Annotated in this window: 16 protein-coding genes; 9 read left to right on the forward strand and 7 right to left on the reverse strand. The window is 42.4% G+C overall.

Annotation, left to right across the window (positions count from 1 at the left end; translation table 11 throughout):
* Window positions 1-17: 17 nt before the first annotated feature.
* Together HMPREF9009_RS21535 and HMPREF9009_RS21540 are read right to left on the reverse strand one after the other, a co-directional pair.
* Complete coding sequence (locus HMPREF9009_RS21535) at window positions 18-1,214, reverse strand: hypothetical protein (protein WP_004320669.1); 1,197 nt, start codon at window positions 1,212-1,214, stop codon at window positions 18-20.
* A gap of 69 nt (window positions 1,215-1,283) precedes the next feature.
* The gene (locus tag HMPREF9009_RS21540) at window positions 1,284-2,513 is read right to left on the reverse strand and encodes a YecA family protein (RefSeq protein WP_049703229.1); all 1,230 of its coding nucleotides are present in this window, start codon (window positions 2,511-2,513) and stop codon (window positions 1,284-1,286) included.
* 151 nt (window positions 2,514-2,664) lie between these two features.
* Here HMPREF9009_RS21540 and bla point away from each other — a divergent pair, with 151 nt between their 5' ends.
* The 3 genes from bla (at window position 2,665) to HMPREF9009_RS21555 (ending at window position 5,690) form a co-directional block, all read left to right on the forward strand.
* A complete protein-coding gene (gene bla / locus HMPREF9009_RS21545; RefSeq protein ID WP_049703230.1) occupies window positions 2,665-3,546 on the forward strand; it encodes a class A beta-lactamase, subclass A2 in 882 nt (293 codons plus the stop codon).
* A 76-nt stretch (window positions 3,547-3,622) separates the two neighbouring features.
* Window positions 3,623-5,092 carry a GNAT family N-acetyltransferase gene (locus HMPREF9009_RS21550; protein WP_049703231.1) on the forward strand — a complete coding sequence of 490 codons (1,470 nt, stop codon included), beginning with the start codon at window positions 3,623-3,625 and terminating at the stop codon, window positions 5,090-5,092.
* Window positions 5,093-5,165: 73 nt separating this feature from the next.
* Window positions 5,166-5,690, forward strand: coding sequence for a hypothetical protein (locus tag HMPREF9009_RS21555; RefSeq protein WP_049703232.1), 525 nt, complete (start codon window positions 5,166-5,168; stop codon window positions 5,688-5,690).
* A gap of 71 nt (window positions 5,691-5,761) precedes the next feature.
* Here HMPREF9009_RS21555 and HMPREF9009_RS21560 read toward each other — a convergent pair whose 3' ends face one another.
* A complete protein-coding gene (locus HMPREF9009_RS21560; protein ID WP_049703233.1) occupies window positions 5,762-6,436 on the reverse strand; it encodes a MarC family protein in 675 nt (224 codons plus the stop codon).
* A 159-nt stretch (window positions 6,437-6,595) separates the two neighbouring features.
* Here HMPREF9009_RS21560 and HMPREF9009_RS21565 point away from each other — a divergent pair, with 159 nt between their 5' ends.
* Complete coding sequence (locus tag HMPREF9009_RS21565; protein WP_008021122.1) at window positions 6,596-7,576, forward strand: linear amide C-N hydrolase; 981 nt, start codon at window positions 6,596-6,598, stop codon at window positions 7,574-7,576.
* Window positions 7,577-7,819: 243 nt separating this feature from the next.
* Here HMPREF9009_RS21565 and HMPREF9009_RS21570 read toward each other — a convergent pair whose 3' ends face one another.
* Both HMPREF9009_RS21570 and HMPREF9009_RS21575 read right to left on the reverse strand, forming a co-directional pair.
* A complete protein-coding gene (locus tag HMPREF9009_RS21570) occupies window positions 7,820-8,284 on the reverse strand; it encodes a MaoC family dehydratase (RefSeq protein WP_004308264.1) in 465 nt (154 codons plus the stop codon).
* 120 nt (window positions 8,285-8,404) lie between these two features.
* Complete coding sequence (locus HMPREF9009_RS21575; RefSeq protein ID WP_049703234.1) at window positions 8,405-8,932, reverse strand: SGNH/GDSL hydrolase family protein; 528 nt, start codon at window positions 8,930-8,932, stop codon at window positions 8,405-8,407.
* A gap of 115 nt (window positions 8,933-9,047) precedes the next feature.
* On the opposite strand from HMPREF9009_RS21575, the gene HMPREF9009_RS21580 reads away from it, so the two are divergent.
* Both HMPREF9009_RS21580 and HMPREF9009_RS21585 read left to right on the forward strand, forming a co-directional pair.
* A complete protein-coding gene (locus HMPREF9009_RS21580) occupies window positions 9,048-10,982 on the forward strand; it encodes an RluA family pseudouridine synthase (protein WP_049703235.1) in 1,935 nt (644 codons plus the stop codon).
* A gap of 67 nt (window positions 10,983-11,049) precedes the next feature.
* Window positions 11,050-12,033, forward strand: a complete 984-nt coding sequence (locus HMPREF9009_RS21585) for a fimbrillin family protein (protein ID WP_004325099.1) — start codon at window positions 11,050-11,052, stop codon at window positions 12,031-12,033.
* Between the two features lie 117 nt (window positions 12,034-12,150).
* Here HMPREF9009_RS21585 and HMPREF9009_RS21590 read toward each other — a convergent pair whose 3' ends face one another.
* Window positions 12,151-13,524, reverse strand: a complete 1,374-nt coding sequence (locus HMPREF9009_RS21590; RefSeq protein WP_004314776.1) for an MATE family efflux transporter — start codon at window positions 13,522-13,524, stop codon at window positions 12,151-12,153.
* A gap of 197 nt (window positions 13,525-13,721) precedes the next feature.
* Window positions 13,722-13,925 carry a hypothetical protein gene (locus tag HMPREF9009_RS21595; RefSeq protein ID WP_232313694.1) on the reverse strand — a complete coding sequence of 68 codons (204 nt, stop codon included), beginning with the start codon at window positions 13,923-13,925 and terminating at the stop codon, window positions 13,722-13,724.
* 184 nt (window positions 13,926-14,109) lie between these two features.
* On the opposite strand from HMPREF9009_RS21595, the gene HMPREF9009_RS21600 reads away from it, so the two are divergent.
* The 3 genes from HMPREF9009_RS21600 (at window position 14,110) to HMPREF9009_RS21610 (ending at window position 15,546) form a co-directional block, all read left to right on the forward strand.
* The gene (locus HMPREF9009_RS21600) at window positions 14,110-14,409 is read left to right on the forward strand and encodes a nitrous oxide-stimulated promoter family protein (protein ID WP_049703237.1); all 300 of its coding nucleotides are present in this window, start codon (window positions 14,110-14,112) and stop codon (window positions 14,407-14,409) included.
* Window positions 14,410-14,429: 20 nt separating this feature from the next.
* Window positions 14,430-15,161, forward strand: a complete 732-nt coding sequence (locus HMPREF9009_RS21605; RefSeq protein WP_049703238.1) for an SDR family NAD(P)-dependent oxidoreductase — start codon at window positions 14,430-14,432, stop codon at window positions 15,159-15,161.
* 118 nt (window positions 15,162-15,279) lie between these two features.
* Window positions 15,280-15,546 carry a zinc ribbon domain-containing protein gene (locus tag HMPREF9009_RS21610; protein ID WP_008021111.1) on the forward strand — a complete coding sequence of 89 codons (267 nt, stop codon included), beginning with the start codon at window positions 15,280-15,282 and terminating at the stop codon, window positions 15,544-15,546.
* Window positions 15,547-15,608 lie beyond the last annotated feature (62 nt).

Genomic DNA, 15,608 nt, shown 5'->3' on the forward strand with positions numbered 1-15,608 from the left:
TTAGTATTCAGCATACGTCATTTGGCATATATTAAAGGGTATTCCACTTCGTCGGAGATTTCATAAGTATCCGTAAAGCGAAGTTCGTCGGCATACTGTGATGCCAGTTGGCAGAAAAAGATTAATTTCTCTCCACGTGTCACCTCTTTCCGGTAGCGATAGTTCATCACAAAAGAGAACAGATGGGTGCTGGATGCCATAAATGAATTATGCACCTCCTGCAAGTTTACGGTATCTATCATTTGCGACTGCCCATCCAGATATCCTTCCGGAATGGCATCTGCCAGTTGTTTCATTCCTTTCGGAGAATTTCTCTGCCGCGCGACAAGTTTCTTCAAAATCTGAAAAGCCTCATCGGAAGTCCGTAGATTATCAATGGAAAGCTTGATGCGATAACCAACCTGCGGCTCCATCCAGACGGGATTCTTTTGCGCTGCAACCGAACGGATACTGGTATGTTCTTCCAACAGAAACTGATCTTTCAAGTACTTCAACTTCTTTACTTTCTCAAAGATACGGTTCTGATAATCTATCAGATTCAGATAATGGATGATTTGTTTCTGGATTTCAATCAGATTATGGTACGAGTCATTTAGCTGAAGTTTTACGTCACTTACTACATTCCGCATTTGTACGTCCATCGCCACCCGGAAGAAAACAGGCTGTCCGTAGTCTATCAATTCCTCACTTTTACGAATCAGCAGAGCAATATTATTCCGTTTCTCATCGAGGCGGACAAGTTTAGTCTTTTTTATCTTATAATTAGGTTCGTTCTTATAGGTATTATCCATGTTTCTTTTCAGATCCATCACATTGCGGACTGTAGTCAGAGCGATGTTTTTCAGGCAGCGTTTCACTTCACGCTGGTAGTTGTATTTACGTTGTTCGTTATTCTCTTTCAAGTAATAGTCAATGTTTTCATTCAGTCGTGTCAGGTAATCCTGCACGAAAGATACATTGATTTCTTCATTTACTTCGAGTACATCTTCAAAGAATTTCAGATAAATATCCTCCATTTCAAGGAAGTCGCCAGTGTCCCGGATGACTCCATAGTCTATCAGATAGCGGATACGCTCTTCTTTGTACTCCGTCATTTCAAGCGCATAATCATAACGGAACGAAAGAGATTTCCGTTTAGCAAACATTTCTTTCAAGAGCTCTTTCTCCCGGTCGAGACTCTTGACCAGTTCTTCTATGGAACGAAAAGTACTCATCTAATTCACTGTTCTTCCAAATCCATAATACGTCTCGTTGCAGGATATTCTTCCGCAATCGTCCTTTTCTTAATTATTTCTGCCACAACACTTTTTATACTTCTTCCCGCTTCCACAGGGACAAGGATCGTTCCTTCCGACCGTGTGTTCGGAAGGCATGCCACGAAACAGATTGTCTATCCTTGCCTGCATTTCCGGAGTAATGTCCATACCGGCAGCCTTCATATTCGGGCCTGCAACAATGCGGGGAGGATTCTTTCTAAATTTGTCTTTTTGAAATAAAACGAATGCCTCCTCTGAAGAATAACCTTTCAAGAACCAACGGGGACAATGATTCACATAATCCATAAATAGTTCAATGGCCTCTTGTAGCTCCTGCATGGAAGAAAGTTTGTGGCTAATCATTGAAGTAATAATAGACATTGAATTTTCTTCCGTTTGAGCAGTAAACCACAAATATGCCAAACTACTATCCGCCTTTTCTTCCGTATATCGCAGTTTCTTCATCATATACTCCTTCAATTCATCCCAACACGGATTAGGAATGATACTCAATGGCATCATGCCCGCTGAAAAGGCTTCCTCTTTAGAAAACTTCTTCCTGTCCGGTATATCACGGCGCAGATACAATTGCTCCTCCAAAGATTCAAAATCATCCAAAAAAGGAGACTCTATGTAAAGATTTGTATTATAACCATCTTCCACTTCAAAGGTTAATCGCTGTATCAATGCCGAATTAGCCAAACTGTCAGCTATTTCTTCTTTTGTCACTGAATGCTGCAAATAGCCTACCAGTATATACAATAAGTCCGAATAAGAGAGAAAACCATATAAATTTACGATTCCACAGGCATACTGTTCTATCATAAAACGAACAGATTGCTTTTGGGAAGTCAACAGTTTATTCAGATAAGGAGCTACTGCCTCACGCAATTCATCGCAGATCATATAACGGACTTTACTCTCATCCATGTGACTACAGTCCGTTGCTATGAAAGAAAGAGTTTCCAAAGTAGTCACCAAAAAAGAATTTGTACATTCTACGTAACTACCAGATCCCGCTTTCACTAACTTATCAAGTAATGCCAGTTCATAATGCGTCAACCGGGAAAGCCACATTTCAGGACAGGTCAAAACAGCTTCTGCAAAATAAGTTACATACTCATCCTTGTGCAACTTGGTAGGAACAGGTAAAAGCAAAATTTTCGCCATCCTCTTTAATTCCTCTTTTGTATTCATCTTCAAGCCATCCACCAATTTCAATGACGGCTGAAACAATTCCGACTGACATTTTAACATAATATCTATTCACTTATTGATTAATTCACAAAAGTAGGAATTTCTTATCCGACATCACTATTTTGGGATGAGAATTTGCAAAGGCAATTACTATTTATACCTTTGTGACTTCAATAGAGAATTAGTAACCCGTTAAAAGAGGAAATTGATTATGCGTTCATTCATAGTGCTTCTTTGTTTAGTACCCACCCTCCTGCTTGCCCAACAAAGCAAACTTGAAACACAGTTGAAACAGGCAATCAAAGATAAGAAAGCTGAAATAGGGATTGCCGTTATTATTAACGGAAAAGATACGGTAACTGTCAATAATGACATTCACTACCCGTTGATGAGCGTATTCAAGTTTCATCAGGCGTTGGCATTGGCCGATTATATGGGAAAGAAAAAACAATCACTGGACACCCGGTTGCCAATCAAAAAATCAGATTTAAAGCCAGATACTTACAGTCCGCTGCGAGATAAATATCCGCAAGGAGGAATTGAAATGAGTATTGCCGACCTGTTAAGATACACACTTCAGCAGAGCGATAACAATGCTTGCGATATTCTTTTCAACTATCAAGGTGGTCCGGAAACTGTGAATAGGTATATCCATTCATTAGGAGTTCGGGAGTGCGCCATCGTCGGAACAGAAACAGCGATGCACGAAGACTTGAATCTGTGTTATCAAAACTGGACCACTCCGTTAGCTGCTGCCGAATTATTGGAGATATTCCGCAAGAAACCCTTGTTTGCAAAAGTGTACAAAGACTTTATATATCAGACAATGGTGGAATGTCAAACCGGGCAAGACCGTTTGGTTGCTCCGTTGCTTGATAAAAAAGTAACCGTAGGTCACAAAACCGGAACGGGAGACCGTAATGCGAAAGGACAGCAGATTGGTTGTAATGACATCGGTTTCGTTCTTTTACCCGATGGACGTATTTATAGCATAGCTGTCTTCGTGAAGGATTCTGAAGAAAACAGTCAGGCGAACAGTAAGATTATCGCCGATATTTCCCGCATCGTTTACGAATACGTAATACAGCATTAAGAACGACACAAAACACGTTCGGTGCGAATCAGGATTGAAACAAAGTAAAAAGTAATAGGAATAAAAAAACATTTATATGAAACTGCATCATATTGCCATTTGGACCTTCCGGCTGGAAGAATTAAAAGAATTTTATGTCCGTTTCTTCGGAGGAAAAAGCAATGAGAAATACATTAATCCCAAGAAAGGATTTGAGTCATACTTTGTTTCTTTCGGAGAGGGAACTGACTTGGAACTCATGAGTCGTACAGACGTACAAAACACACCCATTGAAGAAAACAGGGTCGGACTAACACACTTTGCTTTCACCTTTCCCAGCCAGGAAGAAGTATTACGTTTCACCGAGCAGATGCGTTCGGAAGGATATACCATCGCCGGTGAACCGCGTACTTCGGGAGACGGATACTTTGAAAGTGTTGTGCTCGATCCTGATGGAAATCGGATTGAATGTGTATATCAGGAAATAACAGGAGGAGAAGGAAAAGGGGAAGGAAAAACAGAAACAGCAATCGGAACTGAAACTGAAGTTGGACCGGAAGCTGAAGCTAGACCAAACACCGAAACAGAAAGTATTCATTCCGTAACGCTCGATACAGAACGCTTGCTTCTCCGCCCTTTTGAAGAAAAAGATGCAGAAGCATTTTTCGCCTGTTGCCAAAACCCGAATTTGGGGAACAATGCCGGATGGCCGCCCCACCGGACATTGGAAGAGTCCCGCCGTATACTCCATTCCACATTTATTAATCAGGAGGGTATATGGGCAATGATACTAAAAGAAACGCAACAACTGATCGGTTCCGTAGGAATCATCCCCGATCCCAAACGGGAAAACCCACAAGTGAGAATGTTGGGTTATTGGCTCGACGAGACTTATTGGGGCAAAGGATATATGACTGAAGCAGTGCAAGGCGTTCTCAAATACGGTTTTGAAAAGTTGAAACTAAGCCTCATCACTGCCACTTGTTATCCACATAATAAACGTTCACAGAAAGTCCTGAAAAAGAACGGTTTCATCTATGAAGGAACCCTCCATCAGGCAGAACTGACTTACAACGGAAATATCTACGACCACCAGTGTTATTATCTCCCCGGCATCTCCCAACCTACTCCGGAAGATTATGAAGAAATCCTCCATGTATGGGAAACGTCCGTCCGTCACACGCATGATTTCCTGACGGAAGAAGATATCCAGTTTTACAAACCACTGATGCGGGAACATTATCTACCAGTCGTTGAACTTTTTGTTATCCGCAATGCCAACGGAAAGATTGCCGCTTTCATGGGACTAAGCGACGAACTGATCGAAATGTTGTTTGTACATCCTGACGAGCAGGGAAAAGGATACGGCAAACGATTAATAGAATACGCAAGAGACAAAAAACAGATGGATAAAGTAGATGTCAACGAACAGAATGAAAAGGCACTCCAATTCTATCTCCATCTGGGATTCCAGATCATTGGCAGAGATGAAACGGACAGCATGGGCAAACCTTTCCCCATTCTTCATTTACAACTGCCGGAAGCGAATACCGGTGACAGAAATTAATATCAAACAAACATCAGTTGAGTAAGTTCCCCAAGCAATTGTTGAGCTAATTTAATGATAAAAGAAAAGAAACATGAACCTACGTGCCAGATTATCCGAACGTGTACACATTGAAGATATCAGAGAAGTACTTCATTTCATACAGGACGACAAGCGTCTTAGAGAAGAAATCTACCAACTGATATTCGACGAAGACCACATTGTTTCCTATCAGGCATTGTGGGTATGTACCCATTTCTCCAAAGCAGATGTAGAATGGTTGAGCCAACGACAGGACGAGTTGATTGATGCCGCCATGACCTGTCCACATTCGGGAAAGCGGAGAATGATCCTGAACCTGATATGCCAGCAACCTGCCGCCGACCCGCCACGAGTGGATTTCCTCGATTTCTGCATGGAACACATGATATCACGTGAAGAACCAGCCGGTGTGCAATCTCTCTGCATGAAACTGGCTTATCAACTGACGCGCTCCATCCCGGAACTGCAACAGGAATTACGTACCATGCTGGAAATCATGGAACCGGACTTAGTGGTTCCTGCCATCCGCTCTGTACGAAGAAACACCCTAAAGGCTATGAAAGCAAAGAAAAATTGATTGTTTTTATCACTTTCATTTCAATAAGTACAAATTCGTATTTAGCTGTCAAATAAGAATATACCTATCAATCAGAGTATATTCAGATGGAATATTTGAGATATACCCGTCACTGAAATCTGAATACCGATACAGAAAGTAAAAAAGGCTACGAGCTTATTAATGATTTGATTTCCCACAGGTCCCAATTTCTGAATGAACCTCTGTCCTTGTGAAAGGAATACATAAAAGATAGCCGCCATACAGATAATGACAAGCGCAATGACCAAATAATTAATTCCGGTTTGCAATAGTTTGCCTTTGACACTGGCGGACGCCATCAAAGTAAAGATGACCGATATGCTACCCGGTCCGATACTGATAGGAAACGTGATGGGATAAAAAATCTTCTGTTCGATATTCTTCCATCTGAAACCATCTACATTCTGACTGGCTTCTCCTTTATCAGTAGAACCCGAATCACCTAACAACTCCATTGCCGTCTTACAGATCAGTATTCCGCCTCCCAACTGAATAACGGGAATAGCCAAACCGAAAATCAATAGAAACAGATGCCCTATCACCAACGTCCCTACACCAATCATTATAAAATTGAACGTCAGTTTCTGAATAGCCGCTTTCCGCTGTTGAGGATCGAGATCTGTAAAAAATCCATTGACAACAAAACCGTTTCCCAGAGGATTTATCACCGGAAAAAGCGCCATAAACGATGACGAAAATATAATGAGAAGATTACTTAATGACATAATACCTGTTTTTTTGATACTTTATTAATATCTGATACTTATCTAAAACATAAATGGAACGTTATTGTTTTGAGAATATGTTTTTGCGGAATGAATTCGCATCCGTTGGATTCCCTGGAAAAGCAGCTTATAATAAACCTTTAACTAGAAATTAAAATTATGTGTACAAGAGTCGTTTATTCGGGAAAGAATGGAATGGTGGCAACCGGCCGGTCTATGGATTGGAAAACAGAAATGCACAGTAATCTTTGGGTATTTCCCAAAGGTATGGAAAGAAATGGAGAAACGGGAGCCAACTCCCTGAAATGGACGTCCAAGTATGGCAGTGTGGTAACTTCGGCTTTCGAGATTGCCAGCACAGACGGGATGAATGAGAAAGGTTTGGTTGCCAATCTATTATGGTTGCCCGAAGCAGAATATCCGATCAGGGATCAAAGCAAACCGGGACTTGCCATTACTGCATGGGTGCAATATATGCTGGATAACTTCGCCACCGTAGACGAGGCCGTGGCCGCCATTGATGAAAATACTTTCCAAGTGGTATCGGACCTGATGCCGGATGGTTCCCGCCTGGCAACCTTGCATTTATCTATTTCCGACGCAACGGGCGATTGTGCGATATTCGAATATACAGGTGGAAAGCTGACTGTTTACCACAGCAAGGAGTACAAAGTGATGACCAACTCCCCTACCTACAACAAGCAACTGGCACTAAACGAATACTGGAAATCAATAGGAGGATTGAGCTTCCTGCCCGGAACCAACCGTCCATCCGACCGTTTTGCAAGAGCCAGTTTTTATATTAATGCCCTGCCCCAAACAGATGATGTGAGAATAGCCATAGCAAGCGTATTCAGCGTTATCCGTAATACTTCTGTTCCTTATGGCATATCCACTCCCGAATTTCCGGAAATTTCCACCACACAATGGAGAACGGTATCGGATAGTAAGAATCTGCTCTATTTCTTCGAATCGAGCCTGACTCCCAATACATTCTGGGTAAATCTTCGGGAAATCGACTTGTCAGAAGGGGCTCCGGTACTCAAATTATCTATCGCCAATGGTGAAACTTATCACGGAAATGCAACCAAAGACTTTAAACCGGCACAGCCGTTCAGATTCATGGGAGTAAAGGGGTAAACGGGAATGTACATAAACTTATGCTTACTGACAACTCAAATAAAAATCGTTGTAGGTATTCATGATAAGTCAACGTCAGCCCCCTGATTGGCGTGGAGAAGATTGATACAAAAAAGACTGATATATAAGAGATTGATGCAGAAAAAAAATAGTGACGGTATCCGCTTGCGATAGTGACGGTATCCTTGTCATATACCGTCACTATCACAAGTAGATAGAATCTGTGTCTTTTTCAGCTTATTATTAATTGAAATAATAAAGGAACACAGCAATTCCTTCAAGTGCTTTTTTCGGTTGGTCTTTTATTTCGATAGCAAACTTGATTTCCGCTTTTGCCACACCACGCAGATTAGTCAGCGAGTGCAAAGTAGTCACCAGACGGATGCTCTGTCCTGACAATACAGCCTGACCGAATTTCATTTTGTCCATGCCGTAGTTAATCATCATTTTCAGGTTATTCACCTGGATAATCTGATTCCACAAATAAGGAAGCATGGATAATGTCAGGTAGCCGTGAGCAATCGTGCTATGATAAGGGCTGTCTACTTTAGCACGTTCCGTATCTACATGAATCCATTGATGATCCAGCGTTGCATCAGCAAAAAGATTGATACGTTCCTGCGAGAGTTCCACATAATCGGAAACACCTATCTGTTGGCCTACTAGTTTTTCGAATTCTTCGTACGAATTGATAATTACTTTTTCCATAAGTCTTATCGTTTTTATGGGGGTTATTTACTATTAAATTGGGGACAAAAATAGGAAAAATAAACTGATATGCCACCAAATTTATAAATAAAAGCAAGGAATGAAGTATTTAGGTATGTTTTACAAACTGAAAGCCTGTTTCAGTGCTTCTGTCAGAATACTGTACCCCTTACCATTCAAATGTAAATCGTCGAGAGTCAACTCCGGATTCAGCCTGCCATCCTGCAATAAACGATTGAATACGTCCAGATAAACAATATCTGTTCCCTGCAATTTTTCGTGTATCTTCCGGTTAAGGACCTGGATAAATTTATTTACAGCCGTACTGTAATCATCGTAATCATTACGCGGAAAAATACAGAAAAGATATGTTTTCAGTGAAGGGACGGCAAGAACCGCTTTTACATAACGCTCTACATATTCATCTATATTTTCATCGTTCAACTGATAAATATCATTGGTTCCGAATTGAACAACGACCTGGCAATCGGAAGTGTCTACCGCAAAAGACTCCACATAGGCCAGCCCTTCACCGGGAGCCCCATAGTTCAGACATTCCCATTGTGGGAAATAGATATCCAGTGCCCAAAAAGCCATGTGACTGTTGCCAAGAAAGGCAAATTTTGGTTTTTCTTCTATCCTATCCATACAATTTCATTCAAACGTCCACGTTATCTCACTCAAACTCTCAAACAAATATAGAATAAAATTCGCGGATTTACGTTACTTTTGCAAAGGTAATCACATTCATATATATAAACCGATGATACATTTTTTCAAGAAACCCGTTTCTCACCTTGCGTTGCCGGAAAAATTCACTTATCCTTTCCATTATACACCTCATCCATTGTGTGTGTTGACTGCGGAAGAAGTGAAAGAATATATTGCAAGCCGGAAAGAATGGCAAGAGGAATTGGCTTCCGGAAAGATGTTTGGAGTGTTGATTGTGCAAACGGACAACGGAATAACAAACAACGAAGAAAATCAGATTGGTTATCTTGCAGCTTTCTCCGGCAATCTGGGCGGAAAGAATCTGCATCCTTATTTCGTTCCTCCTGTTTATGACCTATTACAACCGGAGGGATTCTTCAAAATCGAAGAAGAACAGATTTCTGCCATTAATATCCGTATTCGTGAACTGGAAAACAGTAGTTCTTATCTCGATTCAAAAGAGAAATGGAAGTTAGAAACGGAACAGGCTAAAGCTGTTTTGAATCAAGCAAAAGCGGAGCTTAAAATGGCAAAGGAGGCGAGAGAGATTCGCCGCCAGTCATCTCCGGAGCTTTCCGAAGAAGAACAAGCCTCCCTGATTCGGGAAAGCCAATACCAAAAAGCGGAATACAAACGACTGGAAAAGGAATGGAAGAAACGATTGGAAGAGCTCGAAACGGAAGTCAGGCACTTCGATATTGAAATAGAGCGATTGAAAACCGAACGAAAAGAACGTTCAGCAGCTTTACAAAGAAAGTTATTCGAGCAATTCCGGATGCTAAATGCCCAAGGAGAGGTGAAAGATTTATATACTATTTTCGAGCAAACGGTTCAGAAAGTTCCTCCTGCCGGTGCGGGTGAATGTGCTTTGCCTAAGTTATTGCAATATGCGTATCTTCATCAATTAAAGCCATTGGCTATGGCTGAATTCTGGTGGGGCGACTCTCCTAAAAACGAAATCCGGCATCACGGATATTATTATCCTTCCTGCAAAGGAAAGTGCGAACCGATTCTGCAACACATGTTGCAAGGATTGGAGGTAGACGAGAATCCTCTGCTGAACCCTGTTCATGAAGAGGAAGAACTGGAAATCGTGTTTGAGGATGAATGGTTACTGGTAGTCAATAAACCGGCAGGGATGTTGTCCGTTCCGGGAAAAGCAGAGGACAGAGATTCAGTCTATCATCGTTTGAAGAAGAAGTATCCCGAAGCTACCGGCCCCATGATTGTACACCGGCTCGATATGGCTACTTCAGGATTATTGCTCGTTGCCAAAACAAAAGAGGTACATCGGGATTTACAGGCACAATTTGCAAACAGAAGTATTAAGAAACGCTATGTGGCGGTGTTGGATGGGGTGATAGTGCAGACAGAGAAGGAGAAGGAAACAAAACCAATAGCAGAGGAAACAACATTAATAGCAGAGGAAACTGTATCAACGAAAAAAACAGCAAAAGTAGAAAGAACTGATTTAGCACTAGAAAATACAGAACTAAGACCAGAAAGGACAGAAAAAGTAGAAAAAGACAAAAAGACAAAAAGAACAGAAAGAACAGGAAATACAGGAAGAATCGAACTCCCTCTTTGTCTGAATCCTCTCGACCGCCCTCGGCAAATGGTCAGTAGCGAACATGGGAAAGAAGCGATTACAGAATATCAGATCATCAGTGAATCTGAAAGAATTACCAGTGAATCTGAAAACACTTTCAACGAATCAAACAGGATTGATGAATCAGAAAGGAGTATCAATGAGTCAAGAAAATACACCCGGATTGTCTTCTATCCATTGACCGGACGCACACATCAGTTACGAGTACACGCCGCCCATCCGGAAGGCTTGGGATGCCCCATACTTGGAGACGAACTCTACGGAAAGAAAGCAGACAGACTATACCTCCATGCCGAATATATAGAGTTCCGCCATCCCATATACGGAGACATTCTCTGCATACAGAAAGAGGCCGATTTCCATAAAAAATATGATTAAGCCATGAACCAAATTCTTTTTGAAATGTATATAGGGGTAATTACTAATTTTCAAAAAGAACCTGACTATGGACATCAAATTCCGCATTACAAAGTATTTAGCTGTATCTGCTTTAGCAATGCTGCTACTGGGAGCCTGCTCCAAAAACAATATCTACATCAACTATCCTGACGAAGAAAACAACGGAGGTTCATCCGGCTCCGGCAATGATGACAACAACGGCAACCCGGCCAAAGAGAATGCGCTGATTACTTTCAGTGCTTCCGTAGAAGGACGAAACATCACACGAGCCATGTCCCCCATGGGAAAAGGACTTCAAAGCTGGTTGTGTGCCTATACAGCCAACACATCGAACAATATCACAGGCGCTCCCGTTGCTCAAGGCAACTATGTCACCTCCTCCCCCGGTGTGCTGACAGGAAATCTAGGATATAAAATGTATTTGAGCAATGCTATCTATAGCTTTTATGCCGTATCATGCAATTCCACCAGCCCGGCGCCCACTTTCACCAACGGACTATCCGAACCTTTATCCAACGGAGTAGATTATCTTTGGTGGCACGCGGTTCATCAGGACATCGCCAGTTCACAGGTAAACATCCCCATAACCTACCAACACGCAGCCACGCAAGTAGTTGTAGCGATCGCCGGAGGAGAAAATATCACTTTAAACAAGATACTTTCCGCTACCATCACCCCACCGAAACCGGGCGCAATCATGGATTTGTCAACAGGTATCATCACTTCGGAAGTCAGCTATGACAAAGCAGCCGATATGGGAATCAACGACTTCACCGTACAATATATCATGCTACCCGTAAAGAGCTCCTCTCCCATGACCTTGACACTGGAGCTGATGGTAAACGGAGAAAGCTTTTCACGTACTTACACCACTCCGCTCACTCCACCCAACAACCTCCTGTCAGCCGGAAATTCATACCTTTTCCGGGCAGTTATCAATGAAAACTCCATCTCATTCGCCAATGTCAGTGTGAAAGAATGGACAGAGGTAGACGAAAGCGGAAACCCGCTATACCCTGTACAAGATTAAAATATCCGAAATAAAATCAAAGCAAACCAGGTTACGCAAGCCACAAACCGGGTTATGCAAACTGCAAACCGGGTTATGTAAACTGCAAGTCGGGTTACGCAAACCACCAACCGGCAATCATGCCACCGTTTGCGTAACCTGACTATTCGTAAATACCTGCTTCTTCAACCTGCGATAAACGTAGATAAAGGCCGGCACGAGGAATAAGTCTGCCGCTATCCAAGCCATCGGATCACCGTAGCAGACAGCAATAAAACCGAATACCGGTACGGCATAGAGACTGACAAGAATACGAGCAATCATCTCCGCCACTCCGGAGAACATGGCAAGATTGGTAAAGCCCACTCCCTGAATGGTATAACGCAAGATGCACAACAAACCAAGCATCGGGAAGAACATACAGGAGACATGCAGGAACAACTCCGTATCCAGCAGAATTTCCGTTTCCGACGGGTCTACGAAGATCAACGCGAAATATTTAGCCCCTACCATCAGAAGAAGGAACGTGAAAGCCGCATAAATAATCATCATCAGAGCACTAGCCTTGATTCCCAACCAAATACGTTCCGGTTTACCTGCTCCGTAATTCTGTCCGCTATATGTAGCCATCGCAATGCCCAAACTCTCGAACGTACAGATAAAGAACATCTTGATGCGCATAGCAGACGTAAAGGCTGCCACACACGCCGTTCCCAAGGCATTATTCGCACTCTGAAGCATGATGCTGCCGATAGCCGTGATAGAAAACTGCAATCCCATAGGCACACCGATGTAGAGCAGCGTCTTAGCCAGTTTAGACTGGAACCGGCGTTCTTTCGGAGTACCCTGCAATATTTCAAACTTCCGGTACATATAAATGTAGCAGAGAACAGCCGACAATCCTTGCGAAAAGACAGTAGCAATAGCAGCTCCCGCCACTCCCCAGTCAAGTACCAGAATACAGAACAAGTCGAGAATGATATTCAGAACAGCAGCAAACAGCAGAAACCAAAAAGGCGTCTTACTGTCTCCCAACGCACGGATAATGCTCGAAAGAAGATTATAGAAAAACGTACACGGCACACCGATGAAAGTGACAAGCAGATAAGCATAAGCCCCTTCAAAAATATTCTCCGGTGTACGCATGATCCGAAGAATATCCTCACATAAAATACAGGTGAGAAGTGCAATTACCACCGACATTCCCGCAGCCAGTTTCAGACTGACAGCCACATAACTGCGCATCGTACTGTAATCCCGCGCCCCAAACTTCTGCGCAACGGGTATTCCGAACCCTCCGCAACATCCATTGCAGAATCCGAGAATGAGAAATACCACTGACGTGCTGGCTCCAACAGAAGCTAACGCGTTTATTCCCAAGAACTTTCCTACAATTGCAGCATCAACAAGCGAATACGTTTGTTGCAACAGATTGCCGAGTAAAAGCGGCAGTGTAAACTTTAAAATGAGAGGTAATGCCGGCCCCGCCGTCATTTCTTTAGAAGTTGCCATACGTCTATGTTCTAAAATTGGGCGCAAAGATACATAAAATCCAACGAATTAATCCTTGTTTCCCGTCCCTCTTTTAGTTGACATAAATCAAAAAATTGTGATTAACGGTTTAGTGATTAATGCCATGCGGTATATGTGCTGCAATTCAATATTGCATAATACGTTAATCATTAATCACTAACTCATTAAACAGTTAATCACTTAATAAGTCGTTTAGGCGAACCATGCCACGAACAACCCAGGCAGAAAACCTCTGTCAAGTCGAACTCTTCCATCGAATCTTCCGGATATTTGGGAACGACTTCACCATTTTCGAGCACATAAACCAGTAGTCTTTCACCCTGTTCATTCTTCACATACATGGCTGCAATCTTGCATTGCGGACATAATAACTTTTTCATGCCGCAAAGATACAGATTGTTTCCGTCATCCACAAGCTCTTCAGAAGATGTTTCAAAAAGCCTGTTCATGATTTACCATCAGAAAAGAAAATACCCACCAGAAAGATACATTTTAACAAAATACGCCTGTGATTCTGCATAATCTTCGCTATCTTTGTCAATCCAAAGTGTAAAGAAGAAAGAGATGAAGGTATCACGCATCGCACACGAAAAGAAAACAGTAGAGTTAATGATCCGCCTCTATTGTCGGAAAAAAGAAAAAAACAAGACTCTTTGTACCGACTGTGAAGAGCTGCTTCGCTATGCGCATGCCCGTCTCGACCGTTGTCCGTTTGGAGAGAAAAAGGGTGCATGCAAAGAGTGCACGGTACATTGCTACAAGCCTGTCCTGCGCGAACGAATGCGACAGGTAATGCGTTTTTCCGGACCGAGAATGTTGTTCTATGCACCCTGGCAAACCATACGACATTTATTGAACCTATAACTTACTAAAAAAAATCAGTAATGAAAAAAGCCATTATCATAGGGGCCACCTCCGGTATCGGACAAGAAGTTGCAAAATGCCTGTTACTGGAAGGCTGGAAAATCGGAGTAGCCGGCAGACGGCAATCTTCTCTCGAAAACCTGCAACGGGCAGCACCGGATCAAATTCAAATCCAAGCATTAGACGTAACCCAAGAGGATGCAAGCGAAAAGCTGAATCTGCTCATCGACAAACTAGGCGGCATGGATTTGTTTCTTCTTAGTTCCGGCATCGGTTTCCAGAATATGGACCTGAACATGGAAGTAGAATTGAACACAGCACACACCAATGTAGAAGGCTTTATCCGAATGGTAGATACCGCTTTCATGTACTTCAAGAAAAACGGAGGCGGACACCTCGCCGTTATCAGTTCCATTGCCGGAACGAAAGGGCTCGGAGTTGCTCCTGCCTATTCCGCCACCAAACGTTTTCAAAACACTTATATAGATGCGCTCGAACAACTGTCACACCTGCAAAAGCTACATATCCGTTTTACCGATATTCGTCCCGGATTTGTAGCCACCGATTTACTGAATGACGGAAAGCATTATCCACTGCTGATGGATGCCGCCGAAGTGGGCCGTCATATCTCCTGGTCGCTGAAGCGCAAACAACGGGTAGCAGTAATCGACTGGCGTTACCGGATTCTGGTGTTTTTCTGGAAAATGATTCCCCGCTGGATGTGGAAACGCCTGCCGGTAAAAACAAATTAACCCCAAAAGTGAACAAGCCGGGAAATGAACAGGTAATTAGCAAGATCAGATAACTCCTATTCCAATAATTCTACCTATATTTGTCCTGTAACATAAACTTATAATCTAACAAAAAAAGATGGAACAAAAAATTTGTCAGAGTTGCGGTATGCCGATAGACGACTCAACTTTTGGAAAAGAAGCAGACGGTAGCAAGAATCAGGATTATTGCCACTATTGCTATGCGGACGGACATTTCACGAAAGAGTGTACGATGGACGAAATGATCGAACTCAACCTGAATTATATCGACGAGTTTAATAAAGACTCGGAAGTGAAATACACGGTGGAAGAAGCACGTAAAACGATGAAAGAGTTCTTCCCACAGTTGAAGAGATGGAAATAATCAATCATGAATATAGAAATGTGTCGAAAATAACCTAAAACCATATCTCGACACATTTTTAC

Origin of the sequence: Bacteroides sp. 3_1_13, from assembly GCF_001185845.1 — a bacterium.
GTDB classification, from domain to species: Bacteria; Bacteroidota; Bacteroidia; order Bacteroidales; family Bacteroidaceae; genus Bacteroides; species Bacteroides xylanisolvens.

Coding starts and splice junctions, on each gene's coding strand:
- HMPREF9009_RS21535 (WP_004320669.1), bottom strand. CDS start 1,214: ATGAGTACTTTTCGTTCCATAGAAGAACTGGTCAAGAGTCTCGACCGG.
- HMPREF9009_RS21540 (WP_049703229.1), bottom strand. CDS start 2,513: ATGTTAAAATGTCAGTCGGAATTGTTTCAGCCGTCATTGAAATTGGTG.
- bla (WP_049703230.1), top strand. CDS start 2,665: ATGCGTTCATTCATAGTGCTTCTTTGTTTAGTACCCACCCTCCTGCTT.
- HMPREF9009_RS21550 (WP_049703231.1), top strand. CDS start 3,623: ATGAAACTGCATCATATTGCCATTTGGACCTTCCGGCTGGAAGAATTA.
- HMPREF9009_RS21555 (WP_049703232.1), top strand. CDS start 5,166: ATGAACCTACGTGCCAGATTATCCGAACGTGTACACATTGAAGATATC.
- HMPREF9009_RS21560 (WP_049703233.1), bottom strand. CDS start 6,436: ATGTCATTAAGTAATCTTCTCATTATATTTTCGTCATCGTTTATGGCG.
- HMPREF9009_RS21565 (WP_008021122.1), top strand. CDS start 6,596: ATGTGTACAAGAGTCGTTTATTCGGGAAAGAATGGAATGGTGGCAACC.
- HMPREF9009_RS21570 (WP_004308264.1), bottom strand. CDS start 8,284: ATGGAAAAAGTAATTATCAATTCGTACGAAGAATTCGAAAAACTAGTA.
- HMPREF9009_RS21575 (WP_049703234.1), bottom strand. CDS start 8,932: ATGGATAGGATAGAAGAAAAACCAAAATTTGCCTTTCTTGGCAACAGT.
- HMPREF9009_RS21580 (WP_049703235.1), top strand. CDS start 9,048: ATGATACATTTTTTCAAGAAACCCGTTTCTCACCTTGCGTTGCCGGAA.
- HMPREF9009_RS21585 (WP_004325099.1), top strand. CDS start 11,050: ATGGACATCAAATTCCGCATTACAAAGTATTTAGCTGTATCTGCTTTA.
- HMPREF9009_RS21590 (WP_004314776.1), bottom strand. CDS start 13,524: ATGGCAACTTCTAAAGAAATGACGGCGGGGCCGGCATTACCTCTCATT.
- HMPREF9009_RS21595 (WP_232313694.1), bottom strand. CDS start 13,925: ATGAAAAAGTTATTATGTCCGCAATGCAAGATTGCAGCCATGTATGTG.
- HMPREF9009_RS21600 (WP_049703237.1), top strand. CDS start 14,110: ATGAAGGTATCACGCATCGCACACGAAAAGAAAACAGTAGAGTTAATG.
- HMPREF9009_RS21605 (WP_049703238.1), top strand. CDS start 14,430: ATGAAAAAAGCCATTATCATAGGGGCCACCTCCGGTATCGGACAAGAA.
- HMPREF9009_RS21610 (WP_008021111.1), top strand. CDS start 15,280: ATGGAACAAAAAATTTGTCAGAGTTGCGGTATGCCGATAGACGACTCA.